The following is a 13,344-nucleotide window of genomic DNA, read 5'->3' as shown; positions in this document are numbered from 1 at the left end:
GGGCGCCCGCTCATGGCGGGGCTCGCGAGCAGGGGAGCGACATGCGGCCGCGGTACCGAGTCATCATCGACAACGACTTCTCCGGCGACCCGGACGACCTGTTCCAGCTGGCGCACCATGTGCTGAGCCCGTCCGTGGAGATCCCGTTCGTCATCGGCTCCCACCTCGCCCCCGGCGACCACTTCGACCCCTCCGACCGCCAGGCGGACAACGCCGCGGAGGTGGCGCGAGGACTCCTCGAGCTGCTGGGCAGCACGATCCCGGTGATCGCCGGGAGCAACAAGGGGCTGATCCGGCCGGATGTGCCGGCCGCCTCCGAGGCCGCGGACGCGATCGTGCGCGAGGCCATGCGCGACGACACCGACCTCCCGCTCTTCGTCGCCCTCGGGGCGGGCATGACGGACCTCGCGAGCGCGGTGCTCGCTGAGCCGCGGATCGCCGAGCGGATCACCGCCGCCGTCTGGATCGGCGGGCCGGAGCACGAGGGCCTGGGGCTGGAGTTCCCGATCGCGGGGCGCGTCGAGTACAACCTGGCGATCGACATCCCCGCCGCGCAGACGATCTTCAACGACTCGGCGATCCCGATCTGGCAGGTCCCGCGGAACACGTACCGCCAGGCCCTGATCTCGCTGGCCGAGCTCGACGCCCGAGTGCGTCCCCACGGCGAGCTGGGCCGCCGCCTCGCCGAGAGCATCGACGGCCTGCAGGCGTCCGCCGAGGAGCACGGGCTGCTGATGGGCGAGACCTACGCCATGGGCGACCAGCCGCTGGTCCTCTTGACGGCGCTGCACTCCGCGTTCGAGGCCGACCCCTCGTCGAGCACTTACGTCGTCCGCCCGACCCCTCGCATGACGGCGGAGGGCTGGTACGAGGACCGCCCGGCGGGCCGCCCGATGCGCATCTACACGGCGCTCGACACCCGGCTGATGTTCGAGGACATGTTCGCGAAGCTCGCGAGCTTCGCGAACCGATAGGCGTCGCCGCGAAGCTCGCGAGCTTCGCGAACCGGTAGGCGCCGCCGCGAAGCTCGCGAGCTTCGCGAACCGATAGGCGCGAACACGACGAGGGGCCGGATCCGCACGGATCCGGCCCCTCGCTCGTTCTGGTGTTACTTGGGCTGGACGTTCCAGAGGTACGGAACGGCGTTGCCGCGCTGGGTCTGGACCTGGGTGTTGGCGTCACTCATGAAGGTCGAGAGCGGACGGTACATCGGCGCGAACCAGGCGTTCTCGACGAGGTAGCGGTTGAGCTCCTTGCCGGCCGTCTCGGCCTCCTCCTCCGTGCCGGTCTGGATGGCGGAGACCCACTGCTGGATCTCGGGAGTCGTCTGGCGCAGCGGGTTCCACGCCGCGCTCTCCGCGATCTGGAAGCGCACGAGCTGCCAGTCCGTCGGGTCCTGCTGCAGCGTGAACCACGTCATGCCGTACTTGCCCCCGAGGATGTTCGGGATGAACTCCGGCCCCTGCACCTGCTCGTAGTTGACGGTGATCCCGATCTGCGCCAGCTGCTCCGCGTAGAGCGTCCAGGTCGCGGCGGGCACGAGCGGGGTCTGCGGCATGGTGATGTCGAACCCGTTCGCGTAGCCCGCCTCCTCCATCAGCTGCTTCGCCTTGTCGAGGTCGTAGGTGTAGTAGTCCTCGAGCTCCTCGTCGAAGCTCGGCGAGAAGGGCGGGAAGATCTGCGACGTCGGGGTCGCCCGGCCGGCGCCGACGGCCTCGACGAGGGACTCCTTGTCGAGCGCGTAGTTGATCGCCTGGCGGACGCGGACGTCTCCCAGCTCGGGGACGAGCGTGCCCTGGCGGTCCATGATGAGGAAGCCCCACCAGTTGAGCTCGTGCTCGTTCGCCGTGAACCCGGCCCCTTCCATCTGGCCGATGGTGGTGGGGTCGATGGTGTTGGTGACGTTCAGCTGCCCGCCCTGCACCGCGTTGAGCAGCGCCGTCGGGTCCGAGAACGGCTGCAGGATCAGCCTGTCGTAGTGCTGGTCCTCGGGCTTCCAGTAGTCCTCGTTCTTGTCGAAGACGTAGCTGCTGCCGACGACCGTCTCGCTCGTGTTGAGGATGTAGGGTCCCGAGCCGACCGGCTCGTTCGCCATCGCGGGGTCGTCGACCAGCTCGGCGGGCGCGACGAGACCGGAGTTCTGCGTGAGGTAGGTCGTCAGCGCGGGGTCCGGCGCCGACAGCGTCAGCTCCAGCGTGGTGTCGTCGACCGCCGTCGCGCCGGCCAGGTTGGCGAGGTTGCTCGCGTTCGGGGACGCTCCTCCCTTGAAGGCGAGGAGGCTGGCAGCGGCGTCCTCGGCCGTGAGGGTGTCGCCGTTGGTGAACGTGACATCGTCGCGGAGGGTCAGCGTGAGGACCGTGTTGTCCTCGTTGTACTCCCACTCGGTGGCGAGCCCGGCCTCGGGCTCACCCTCGGGGTTGGCCCGCAGCAGGGTGTCGTAGACGGCCTGCGCATACGGCGACTCGTTCGCCCAGCGCATGTCCTTCTGAGCGAAGGTCGACGCCTGGGCGATCATGCCCCAGGTGAGGGTGCCTCCACCGCCGGAGCCCTCTCCTCCGCCGCCGTTCCCGCCGTCCCCGCCCGAGGCGCAGCCGGCGAGCGCAAGCGCCGCGGCGACCGCGACAGCCGCGGCTCGCTTGAACTTGAACATCGCTGTCCTTTCGTCTGTGTGCAGCCCGTCGTCGAACCGCCTGTCGCAGAGTAGGTGCAATTCCGAGTGCTCACAAGGTTTTCGGGGGCGCCACGACGGTCGCGATTCGGTAACGCTTCCGGCCTCGCAGAGGCGCCGGGAACGGGGCCGCGGTCCGAGCGTCGACGACCGGCTATTCCATCAGAGCCGGGATCGGGTTGTCGAAGGCCTGCTCGCCCGCTACCGTGTCCCGGAGCCCTATTCCACTGATGGAATAGCGGGCGGATGCGAGGAGTGCGATGCTGCAACGCCTGGACGTCGTCGTCCTGGGGCTCCTCAGCGTGCGCCCGAGGACCGGCTACGACGTCCGCAAGTGGCTCGACCGCTATGGCTGGAGCCTCGGCTACACCGCTCGGACGTCGCAGATCTACCGCCACCTGGCACGGCTGGTCGAGCGCGGCTGGGCGACGTCCTCACTCGATCCGCGCGAGGCCGGCCCCGACGCGAAGCTCTACGGCATCACGGAGGCCGGCCGCGCCGCCTTCGAGGAGTGGGTCGACTCCCCGTACGAGCCCGCGGAGCGGCCGATGGACCCCGACTTCCAGGTGCGGATGACCTTCACCCGCCACCGGGGACCGCAGGTCCTCCTGGAGCTCGTCCGGACGGAGCTCGCGTACCGCCGCGCTCAGCACGACCGCCCGGTCGTCTGGGACGGCTCGCTCCTGCCCCTCGACTCCGGACCCGAGGAGCGGGAGTGGAGCGACGAGGTCTCCCTCCTCCTCCAGCAGCGGGGACGCCTGCTCGCCGGCAACCTCATCACCTGGCTCGAGTCCACGGAGGCGCGGCTCGCGCTGCTCGTCCGGAACTCGGCCCCTCACCACACCATCCCATCCAGCACTCAGGAAGAGAGCCGATGAACGACCGCAGGCCGAACATCGTGGTCATCCTCACGGACGACCACGGCACCCAGACGATCGGCGCCTACGGCTCCGTCGTGAACACCACCCCCCGGATCGACGAGATCGGCGAGGCAGGGGTCCGATTCGACTCGTGCTTCGTGACCAACTCGCTGTGCTCCCCCAGCCGCGCCTCGATCCTGACGGGGACGCACAGCCACATCAACGGCGTCACGACCCTCTGGACGGCGATCGATGCGAGCCAGCCGACGTTCATCACCCAGCTGAAGGCGGCCGGCTACCGCACGGCGATGGTGGGCAAGTGGCACATGGGCATCGGCGAGGGCCACAACCCGCAGGGCTTCGACTACTGGGAGGTCCTGAGCGGCACGCACGGCCAGGGCGAGTACTGGAACCCGAAGCTGCTGTCCGAGAACGGGGAGCGGGTCGTCGAGGGGTACGCGACGGACATCATCACGGACCTCTCGACGCAGTGGGTCGACGGCCTCGAGGGCGACGATCCGTGGTGCGTCCTGATCTACCACAAGGCGCCGCACCGCTCGTGGGAGCCGGACACCAAGCACCAGGACCTCTACAGCGACCCCATCCCGGTTCCCCGGACGTTCTTCGACGACTACGCCACGCGCTCGGTCTCGATGCGCCGCGCCCGCATGCGGGTCGCCGACGACCTCAGCACCTCCGACCTCAAGGAGAACCCGCCCGAGCACCTGAGCTACGAGGACCAGGCGCTCTGGAAGTACCAGCGGATGATGGAGGACTACCTGCGCTGCGTCGCCTCGGTCGACGACAACGTCGGCCGGGTCATCGACTGGCTCAAGGAGCGCGGCGACTTCGACGACACCCTGCTCATGTACTCCTCCGACCAGGGCTTCTTCCTGGGCGAGCACGGCTGGTTCGACAAGCGCTTCATGTACGAGGAGTCGCTGCGGATGCCGCTCCTCCTCAGCTACCCGCGCAAGCTCGCGGCGGGCGAGGTGTTCGACGGCATCGTCACGAACGTCGACTGGGCGCAGACCATCCTCGACGCGGCCGGCGCCGAGCACCACCCGCGCATGCAGGGCCGGAGCTTCTGGGGGGATCTCGTCGGGGCCCCCACCTCCCCGCCGGCCGAGGGAGCGTACTACCGGTACTGGGAGAACGACGACATCATCCACAAGGCGTCCGCCCACTACGGCTGGCGCACCGACCGGTACAAGCTCATCTACTTCTACAACGACGGTCTGGGCCAGCAGGGTGCGGGCTTCTACAGCTACCCGCCGGAGTGGGAGCTCTACGACCTCGAGAAGGACCCCGACGAGCTCCGCAACGTGTACGACGACCCCGAGTACGCCGACATCCGCGAGGAGCTGAAGCGGGCCATGTGGCTCGAGCAGGAGAGGCTGGGCGACGCACCGCATCCCTCCCAGCCCCGTCCGGCCGGGGTCTGACCGGGCGACTAAAACCTAGCGGTCACTCGCTGTTCGGGATAGCGTGTGCGAGGGTCGTCCCGAGGGCGGGCGAACCGGGGCCGAGGAGGACCATGAGCCGCAGCCGAGCAGTCACCGAGGACGGCGTCGAGTACCGCGACCTGAACGGGAACGGGCGGCTGGACCCGTACGAGGATCCCCGGCTCACGCCCGAGGAGCGGGCCCAGGACCTGCTCGGCCGGCTGTCCCTCGAGGAGAAGGCCGGCCTGCTGTTCCACCCGACGATCGCGGTGGGCGAGCCGGGCGACCACGACACCGAGGGTCGCTTCGGCTCCTCCCCCCGCGAGCAGGTCGGCGTCGCGCTCCTGAACCACTTCAACGTGCACGCACTGCCCGCGCCGCGGGAGGCCGCCCGCTGGCACAACGCCCTCCAGGAGCTCGCCGAGGAGACGCCGCACGGCATCCCGGTGACGATCTCGACCGACCCGCGCCACTCGTTCAGCCAGAACACGGGAGCCTCGCTCGCTGCGGGATCGATGTCGCAGTGGCCGGAGCCGCTCGGCTTCGGCGCCATCGCCTCCCCCGAGCTGCTCCGGGACTTCGGCGACGTCGTCCGGCGGGAGTACGTCGCGCTCGGCATCCGTGCCGCGCTGCACCCTCAGGTCGATCTCACGACCGAGCCTCGATGGGCGCGGCAGGTCCACTCGTTCGGACAGGACTCGCGGCTCACCTCGGAGCTCGTCGTCGCCTTCCTGGAAGGACTGCAGGGGAGCAGCATCGGCCCGGACAGCGTGGCGGCCACCACGAAGCACTTCCCGGGCGGCGGGCCGCAGAAGGACGGCGAGGACCCGCACTTCGAGTACGGCCGCGAGCAGGTCTACCCCGGCGGGCGGTTCGAGGAGCACCTGGCGCCGTTCCGGGCGGCGATCGCCGCCGGGACCGCGGCCATCATGCCGTACTACGGGATGCCCATCGGTCTCGAGCTCGACGGCGAGCCCGTCGAGGAGGTCGGCTTCAGCTTCAACCGCCGGATCATCACCGGACTCCTCCGCGAGGAGCTCGGCTACGACGGCGTCATCCTCACGGACTGGGGGCTCATCACCGACGTCGAGATCATGGGCAAGCCCTTCCCGGCTCGCGCCTGGGGTGTCGAGCACCTCTCGCCGATCGAGCGCATGGCGAAGCTGCTGGACGCCGGGGTCGACCAGTTCGGCGGCGAGCAGCGCCCGGACCTCGTGCTCGAGCTCGTCCGCTCGGGGCGGATCGAGGAGTCGCGGCTCGACGACGCCGTCCGCCGTCTCCTGCTCGTCAAGTTCCGGCTCGGCCTGTTCGACGACCCCTATCTGGACGAGGACGAGGCCGAGCGCGTGGTCGGCTCTCCCGGGTTCCGGGAGGCCGGACACCGCGCGCAGGCGGAATCGGTGACCGTGCTGAAGAACGAGGCCGTCCTGCCGCTGGCGGGCGGGGTCAAGCTGTACATCGAGGGGGTCGACCGGTCGATCGCCGAGCAGTACGGCGCCGTCGTCGATGAGCCGGCGGAGGCGGACGTGGCCCTCGTGCGGCTCCAGGCGCCCTTCGAGGAGCGGGACCACTACTTCCTGGAGGCGATGTTCCACCAGGGCTCGCTGGAGTTTGCGGGTGACGACGCGGAGCGGATCCGCTCGCTGGCGGCCTCCGTGCCCCTCGTCGTCGACGTAGGCCTCGACCGAGCCGCGGTGCTCACGCCGATCGACGCGGCCGCACGCGCCCTGACCGTCACCTACGGCGCGTCCGACGCCGCGCTGCTCGACGCGCTGACCGGGCGGATCGCGCCCCGGGGCCGGCTGCCGTTCGAGCTGCCCCGGTCGATGGACGCGGTGCGGGCCAGCCGTCCGGACGTCCCCTCGGACACGGAGAACCCGCTCTACGAGTTCGGTCACGGGCTGACGGTCTGACCGCCGGTCGCGCTGCGGTGAGCCCGACTACACGTCGGGCTCCCGGTCCTGATCCTTCAGGTAGGGCCGGAGCAGCGCGACGAACTGCCCGACGAGACCGTGGCGACTCACCGCCCGCGGATTGTGGAGCCACTGCAGCCGGGCTCCGTCCGCGAGTGCGATCAGCCATCGGGCGACCGTCTCCGCCGTCACGCCGTCGGGAAGCCGAGACTCGTCGAGCAGCGGCTCCAGCTGGCGCGTCACCGTCCGGATCGAGCGCTCCTGACGGTCGCGGAACCAGTCGTACCCGGGATGCCCCTCGGCGAGAGCCTCGGCGGAGAGGATCGCCATCAGCTGGACGAGCATCGGGCTCCGCTCGTTCCGCTCCAGGATCGCGAGGAACCAGTCCAGGGGGCCGTCGCCGCGCGTCCGGTCCTCCTCCGACTCCTGATCGTTGCGCCGGTCGCGCTCCTGGAGCACGGCGAGGAGGAGCTCGGCCTTGCTCGGGAAGTGGTGGAGCAGTCCCGCCTGGGTGATCCCGACTCGGTTCGCCACGTCGGCCAGCGTCACCGTGTGGAAGCCGCCCCCGGCGAACAGCTCCATCGCGGTGTCGAGGATCTGCTGACGCCGCGCGTCACCTCGCGGACGCGTCGCCCGCGCCTTCGGCTCCGTGATGTCCTCCGCAGTGGTCACCCTGCCATCCTCCACGGCGACGGGCGCACGCGGGGCACGAGCTTCGAGGGCGCCGGAGATCACCGAGTCGCGGAGAGATCGGCCGCGCGTCTCGCCGGCTCCTCGGCGCCGGCACGGAGCCGCCTCTCGAGCTCGCGGAGGACGTCGGTGCCGATCGCCGGATTCATGACGGAGAGCTGCCAGGGGGTGAGATAGCCGAACCAGTGCAGCATCCGGGCCGCGGCGGGGATCACCTCGATCAGAGCATCGCGAGTGGCGTCGCCTGCCACGAGGTCGGCCATGGGGGTGTGCACGCCGGGATGGGCGGAATCGAACTCCTCCGCGGGGATCACGCCCCGGAGCCCGAGCTGCACCTGGTCCCACTGCCTGTCGATGAGGAGGTGATCCTTGGTGACCGGCCCCTCGGCAGGCAGGCCGAGCCGCTCGAACTGGGAGGGCGGCGCGGAGTTCCGCCGCATCGCCTCGACCAGGAGCTCCGCCATCCGGAGCTCGATCCCCGGATCCCGCAGCGGCTCGAGCTGCCCCGGGTCCACGTCCATGTCGTAGAGGAGGGTGCCGAAGCTGTACGGCGATCCCATCCCCGCACCGGGCACCCGGAGCAGGGGCGCCCCCTTGGTGAACGGGAACGGCGGCACCAGCTCCGCACCTGCGAGCTCTCCGGGGGAGAACCGGAAGTTCATGTGGGTCGGCATCAGCGTGTGCTCGTAGAGCGGACCGTTCGCCGCGGTCGCACTCGAGCGCATGTAGACGTATCGCCCGTCGGTGATGCAGGCGTGGCCTCCGAACACACCGAAGATGCCCGTGTCCCGGATGGGGACTCCACGGGCGATGACCTCGGAGAGCGGGCGACCCTCCATGTCCTGCGTGAGCGGCACTCCGAAGAACTCCAGGAGCGTCGGACCGAGGTCGAGGGTCTGCACCAGCGCCTCCCGGCGCTCGCCTGCCACGCCGTGGCGCGGGTCCCAGACGAACAGCGGGATGTGGATGTTCTCGTCGTACCAGGGCTGGACGTTCTTGCCCCACCAGCCCCGCTCGCCCAGGAGCAGCCCGTGATCGGTGCAGACGATCAGGAGCGTGTCCTCCCAGAGTCCGTGCTCGTCCATCGCGTCGAGCACGCGGCCGAGGGACTGGTCGCAGAAGCGGAGCAGCGAGGAGTACTCCTCCCGCGCATGCTCGACCGTCGCGTCGTCCTCCACCACCCGGCGGTAGTCCGGCCAGTCGAAGTGCGGTCCTCCGTACTCCGCGGCGGCCGGCCGCTTGTGCTCCTCGTAGCTGAAGAAGGGCTCGTGCGGATCGAAGCACTCGATCTGCAGCATCCAGGAGTCGGCCGAGGCGTTCGTCGCGAGGAACTCCAGCCCCGCCTCGACGGTTCTCGTCTGGGAGTGGTCCTCGACCGCCGACATGTACGCCCTGTTGATCCAGTCCTGGCGCCACGCGGCGTTCCTCCGCCAGCTGACGGTCTCGGGGATCTCGGGATCGGCGACGTGTCCCTTCCAGGGGTCGCCCTCCTGTCCCCGGAAGAACTCGTACGTCGAGAACCGGTTGTGGTACGTCGCGCCGCCGTCCTCCCAGTAGTGCTGGTGATCGGTCACGAGGTGCGTGTAGACACCGGATGCGCGCAGGAGTTCGGGGACGGAGTCGTCGAAGGGCTCGAGCGGTCCCCACGACCGGTGGAGGAAGTTCGAGCGGCCGGTGTGCAGCTCACGCCGGGCGGGCATGCAGGGCATGCTCCCGCCGTAGCAGTTGTCGAAGGTGACGGAGCGCTCGGCCAAGCGCTCGAAGGCGGGCAGCTCCACCCCGCCGCCGTAGGAGGGCAGGAACCGCCGGTTGAGGCTGTCGAACAGGACAACGATCGCCTTCATGCGCCACTCCTTCGACGGGCGGCCGCTCCGCTCGCCTCGCAGGAAAGGTATCACAAACTAACCTAGCGCTTACTAGGTTTCAGCGCGGATCCGTGTTAGCGTCCCTTCCCGTCGCCCCCCGAGGGGCGGAAGGCATGGAGGACGAAGGTGTTCAAGTGGAAGCGGGCGGCGGCTGCCGCGGTCGCGGCGGTCATCGCGCTGAGCGGGTGCAGCGGTGGGGGCGGAGGCTCCGCCGGTGAGGGAACCGGGTCCGGGCAGGAGAGGGGCGGCACGCTCAACTGGGGGGTGCCGGTTCCGGTCACGACGTTCGCGGCGGCCGATGCCCAGTGGGCGCGTCAGTCCCCGTACCTGCAGGCGGTGTACGACACGATCCTCAAGGCTGCGCCGGACGGGTCCATCGAGCCGAACCTGGCGACGGAGTGGGAGTACAACGACGACAACACCGTGCTCACCCTGACCCTGCGGGACGACGTCGTCTTCACCGACGGCGAGAAGCTCACGGCCGACGCCGCCGCGAAGAGCCTGCTCGCGTTCAAGTCCGGCACGTCCCCGAACGCGAGGAATCTTGCGCTGGTGCAGGACGTCCGCGCGGTCGACGAGACGACGCTCGAGATCGTGCTCTCCGCACCCGACCCGGCGCTCCTCGTGTACCTGACGCAGAACGCCGGCCTCGTCGCGAGCCCCGCCGCGGACCCGGCTTCCCTCGCGTCGGTGCCCGTGGGCTCTGGGCCGTACGTCTTCAACGAGGCCGAGACGGTGGTGGGCAACAGCTACGTCTTCGACCGGAACGAGGACTACTGGAACCCGGACATCCAGTACTACGACGAGCTGATCCTCAGGGTGTATCCGGATCCCTCCGCGCTCGCCAGCGCTGTGCAGGGCGGGCAGGTCAACGTGGCGGACGTCCTCGACCCGACGACCGTCGCTCAGATGGAGGCCGCCGGCTTCACCGCGAACAAGCGCGAGCCGGGATGGGCGGGGCTCCTGATCGGTGACCGGGAGGGCAAGCTCGTGCCGGCCCTCGGTGACGTGAGGGTACGGCAGGCGATCAACTTCGCCCTCGACCGGGAGGCCCTCGCGGCGACCATCGCGGCAGGGTATGCCACACCGACGACCCAGATCTTCCCCACGTACTCCCCCAGCTTCGACGAGGAGCTCGACTCGTACTACGAGTACGACCTCGACAAGGCGAAGGAGCTCATGGAGGAGGCCGGCTACGCCGACGGCTTCGAGATGACGATGCCCCGCTCATCGACCACCGCGGCGGCGAACTTCGTCCTGATCGCCGACCAGCTCGCTCAGATCGGCATCACGGTCAACTACGAGGACGTCCAGGTCAGCAGCCTCATCAGCGACATCCTCAGCGCCAAGTACCCGGCCGCGTTCTTCCAGCTGCAGCAGGACCCCACCGACTGGCAGCTCGTGAACTTCCAGGTCGCAGCCGCGTCGCCATGGAACTTCTTCCATGTGCAGGACCCGACCGTCGAGGGCCTGATCTCGACGATCCAGACCGGCGGCGAGGACGAGGCGGCCGAGGCAGGGGCGGAGCTCAACCAGTACCTGGTGGAGAACGCCTGGAACGCACCCTTCTACCGTCCGCAGAACATCTTCGTGAGCGACGCGAACACGAAGGCCGAAGTGCAGGTGGGCAACGCCGTGCCCTACCTGTGGAGCGTCCAGCCGAAGTAGCAGCGGAGCCGTCCAGCCGGAGCTCGACGTCGAACGCGCCTCGTCCCCCGGGGCGCGTTCGGCGTTTCCGGGCGCTCCCGCAGTTCCGAGGGAGGGCCTACAGCTCGCAGAGGAGATCGGCCTCGATGCCGCGTCCCCGGTTGTACTGGTGCACGACGCCGATGGTGGCGGCGCCCATCGAGCGGGCCAGAGCGAGGAAGGTCCCGCTGTCCTCGATCACCAGGGCCGGGCCGGAGCAGTGCTCCACGACCAGGCTCCGCTTGTCCTCGCCCTCGGCGCGGCGGGCGACGCCGAGCGCGTCGCCGAGCCCCCAGCTGTCGAGCAGGGTCCCGATCACGTCCGGGTCGCCGTTGGAGACGACCGTCTGCGACCGCGCCACGGCGGCGAGCTGCGGGAGCAGCGCGAGAACGATCCAGCTCGGGGCGAGCTCGGCGAGCGCGGCCTCGAGGAACAGGCTGCGGCGCTCGTCGACGAGGAGCTGGCGAGTCCCCTCCCCCAGTCCCGGGTTCAGCTCCGTCAGCCGGTCCCAGATCTGGAGCTCCGTGCTGCCGACGAGCTCGTCGAAGAAGTCGGGCGCGACGGTCAGCCCTCGGCCCTCGAGCATCGAGCGGTAGCTCTCCGCGTGCAGCGGCTCGGTGTCCGCGAGGACGCCGTCGAAGTCCCAGACCACGGCACGGCCGCGGGCGAGGGGAAGCGCGGCGTCGACGAGCTGTTGAGCGGTCGCCGACGTGTAGGGCATCGTCTCAGCGTCGTGGATGGCGGGGCGCCCCGGAACGGGCTTGCGCGAGGTCACGGCGACTTCTGCGGGCACGCGGAAGGGAAGCGGCTATCGTCTTGTTGACACCGCAACCATCGCGCTGCCGGGCCGCGCCGCCCCCTCTCAGAACGGAACTCGACCACCATGCCGTCCTCCAACTCCGGGCGCACGCCCTCGACCGGGAACGGGCTCAGCGTCAAGCAGCAGCGGGCGGCCGACCGCGCCGCGAAGCTCGAGAAGTTCCGCAAGGAGAACGAGCGCCGCAAGCGCAACAAGCGCATCGGGATCGCGGCCGCGATCGTCGGAGGGCTCGCGATCGTCGCCCTCCTCGTCGTCTCCTTCGTCCTCGCGCCCAAGCCCGCGACCTACAGCGCAGGCAGCGAGGGCCGCGAGGTGCCCGGCGTGGAGACGTTCGAGAACGTCTCCACGCACGTCACGACGCCGGTGACCTATCCCCAGACTCCGCCCACCGGAGGCGAGCACAACCCGGCGTGGCTCAACTGCGGCGTCTACACCGAGGCCGTTCCGAACGAGTACGCGGTGCACTCCCTCGAGCACGGCGCGATCTGGATCACCTACGACCCCTCACAGGTGAGCGAGGAGGACATCGCGGCCCTGCGCTCGCTGATGCCGTCCCGGCACGCGCTCCTCTCGCCGTACGAGGGCATGGACAGCCCGATCGCGGTCAGCGCGTGGAACGCCCAGGTGAAGCTGGACTCGGTCGACCGGGAGACCATCTCGGCCTTCTTCGAGGAGTACTGGCTGAGCGAGGACGCTCCGGAGCCGGGCGCCTCGTGCAGCGGAGCGGTCGATGGCCCCGGCAAGGTCGCCTGAGCAGCGATCCCGCATCCGGCTGGTCCTCGTCGCGCTGGTGACGGCGGCGGCCGTCGCCCTTCCGGCGTTCTCGATCGGCCGGCTGAGCGTGATCCTGGCGTCGGGCCCGAGCACGACGAGCGCCGAGGCGGGCTATGCACGGGACATGCAGACGCACCACGATCAGGGCGTCGAGATGGCCATGATCGTCCGGGACCGCACCGACGACGAGGCGGTCCGGCTCCTGGCCTACGACATCGCGACCACGCAGGCGCACCAGTCCGGTCAGCTCTACGGCTGGCTGACGCAGTGGGGGCTGCCGCAGGCGGGCTCCGAGCCGCCCATGGCCTGGATGGACGAGGGCGGCGCGCACGAGCACGACGGAGCCGCGCCGATGCCCGGCATGGCCACCCCGGAGGAGCTCGAGCAGCTGCGCGCCGCTGCGGGCGTCGACGCGGAGCGCCTGTTCCTCCGCCTGATGATCGACCACCACGTGGGCGCCGTCGAGATGAGCGAAGCCGTGCTCGCGCGGACGGACGACCCGACCGTGCAGTCCTTCGCCCGTGCGGTGGTGGCCAGCCAGCAGTCCGAGACGGCCCTGATGGAGGACATGCTCGCCGAGCGCCCGTAGCCGAGCCCCCGGTCGTGCGGACACCCGCACCCCC

General features: G+C 69.9%; 11 protein-coding genes. 7 read left to right on the top strand and 4 right to left on the bottom strand.

Going from position 1 to position 13,344, the window contains the following annotated elements; all coding sequences use genetic code 11:
- Positions 1-41 precede the first annotated feature (41 nt).
- Positions 42-974 carry a nucleoside hydrolase gene (locus tag J3P30_RS06605; RefSeq protein ID WP_210480142.1) on the top strand — a complete coding sequence of 311 codons (933 nt, stop codon included), beginning with the start codon at positions 42-44 and terminating at the stop codon, positions 972-974.
- A gap of 134 nt (positions 975-1,108) precedes the next feature.
- Here the strand turns inward: J3P30_RS06605 and J3P30_RS06600 are convergent, their stop codons facing one another.
- The gene (locus J3P30_RS06600; RefSeq protein WP_210480141.1) at positions 1,109-2,650 is read right to left on the bottom strand and encodes an ABC transporter substrate-binding protein; all 1,542 of its coding nucleotides are present in this window, start codon (positions 2,648-2,650) and stop codon (positions 1,109-1,111) included.
- A gap of 278 nt (positions 2,651-2,928) precedes the next feature.
- Between J3P30_RS06600 and J3P30_RS06595 the strand changes: the two genes are divergently transcribed.
- The 3 genes from J3P30_RS06595 (at position 2,929) to J3P30_RS06585 (ending at position 6,886) form a co-directional block, all read left to right on the top strand.
- The gene (locus J3P30_RS06595) at positions 2,929-3,546 is read left to right on the top strand and encodes a PadR family transcriptional regulator (protein WP_210480140.1); all 618 of its coding nucleotides are present in this window, start codon (positions 2,929-2,931) and stop codon (positions 3,544-3,546) included.
- Positions 3,543-4,973, top strand: a complete 1,431-nt coding sequence (locus J3P30_RS06590) for a sulfatase (protein WP_210480139.1) — start codon at positions 3,543-3,545, stop codon at positions 4,971-4,973. Before J3P30_RS06595 ends, J3P30_RS06590 begins: the two co-directional genes overlap by 4 nt.
- A 92-nt stretch (positions 4,974-5,065) precedes the next feature.
- Entirely contained in the window at positions 5,066-6,886 is a 1,821-nt protein-coding gene (locus J3P30_RS06585; protein WP_210480138.1) for a glycoside hydrolase family 3 protein, read from the top strand.
- A gap of 27 nt (positions 6,887-6,913) precedes the next feature.
- Here J3P30_RS06585 and J3P30_RS06580 read toward each other — a convergent pair whose 3' ends face one another.
- Entirely contained in the window at positions 6,914-7,558 is a 645-nt protein-coding gene (locus J3P30_RS06580; RefSeq protein WP_210480137.1) for a TetR/AcrR family transcriptional regulator, read from the bottom strand.
- Positions 7,559-7,617: 59 nt separating this feature from the next.
- Complete coding sequence (locus J3P30_RS06575) at positions 7,618-9,420, bottom strand: sulfatase (RefSeq protein ID WP_210480136.1); 1,803 nt, start codon at positions 9,418-9,420, stop codon at positions 7,618-7,620.
- 147 nt (positions 9,421-9,567) lie between these two features.
- Here J3P30_RS06575 and J3P30_RS06570 point away from each other — a divergent pair, with 147 nt between their 5' ends.
- On the top strand, positions 9,568-11,109 hold the full coding sequence (locus tag J3P30_RS06570) for an ABC transporter substrate-binding protein (RefSeq protein WP_210480135.1): 1,542 nt from the start codon (positions 9,568-9,570) through the stop codon (positions 11,107-11,109).
- Positions 11,110-11,206: 97 nt separating this feature from the next.
- Here the strand turns inward: J3P30_RS06570 and J3P30_RS06565 are convergent, their stop codons facing one another.
- Positions 11,207-11,902 (bottom strand): HAD family phosphatase, encoded by a 696-nt coding sequence (locus J3P30_RS06565; RefSeq protein WP_210480134.1) that lies wholly within the window; start codon positions 11,900-11,902, stop codon positions 11,207-11,209.
- Positions 11,903-12,010: 108 nt separating this feature from the next.
- Here J3P30_RS06565 and J3P30_RS06560 point away from each other — a divergent pair, with 108 nt between their 5' ends.
- Positions 12,011-12,700 (top strand): DUF3105 domain-containing protein, encoded by a 690-nt coding sequence (locus J3P30_RS06560; RefSeq protein ID WP_210480133.1) that lies wholly within the window; start codon positions 12,011-12,013, stop codon positions 12,698-12,700.
- Positions 12,678-13,310 (top strand): DUF305 domain-containing protein, encoded by a 633-nt coding sequence (locus tag J3P30_RS06555; protein ID WP_210480132.1) that lies wholly within the window; start codon positions 12,678-12,680, stop codon positions 13,308-13,310. The genes J3P30_RS06560 and J3P30_RS06555 overlap by 23 nt, the downstream gene beginning before the upstream one ends.
- The last annotated feature ends 34 nt before the right edge of the window (positions 13,311-13,344 follow it).

Origin of the sequence: Naasia sp. SYSU D00948 (assembly GCF_017916515.1) — a bacterium.
Classification (GTDB): domain Bacteria; phylum Actinomycetota; class Actinomycetes; order Actinomycetales; family Microbacteriaceae; genus Naasia.
The sequence above is the reverse complement of the archived record's forward strand: the minus strand, read 5'-3'. Positions and strand labels throughout refer to the sequence as shown.

Bases quoted from the DNA above. Each gene is read 5' to 3' on its own strand.
- J3P30_RS06605 (WP_210480142.1), top strand. From the start codon at position 42: ATGCGGCCGCGGTACCGAGTCATCATCGACAACGACTTCTCCGGCGAC.
- J3P30_RS06600 (WP_210480141.1), bottom strand. From the start codon at position 2,650: ATGTTCAAGTTCAAGCGAGCCGCGGCTGTCGCGGTCGCCGCGGCGCTT.
- J3P30_RS06595 (WP_210480140.1), top strand. From the start codon at position 2,929: ATGCTGCAACGCCTGGACGTCGTCGTCCTGGGGCTCCTCAGCGTGCGC.
- J3P30_RS06590 (WP_210480139.1), top strand. From the start codon at position 3,543: ATGAACGACCGCAGGCCGAACATCGTGGTCATCCTCACGGACGACCAC.
- J3P30_RS06585 (WP_210480138.1), top strand. From the start codon at position 5,066: ATGAGCCGCAGCCGAGCAGTCACCGAGGACGGCGTCGAGTACCGCGAC.
- J3P30_RS06575 (WP_210480136.1), bottom strand. From the start codon at position 9,420: ATGAAGGCGATCGTTGTCCTGTTCGACAGCCTCAACCGGCGGTTCCTG.
- J3P30_RS06560 (WP_210480133.1), top strand. From the start codon at position 12,011: ATGCCGTCCTCCAACTCCGGGCGCACGCCCTCGACCGGGAACGGGCTC.
- J3P30_RS06555 (WP_210480132.1), top strand. From the start codon at position 12,678: ATGGCCCCGGCAAGGTCGCCTGAGCAGCGATCCCGCATCCGGCTGGTC.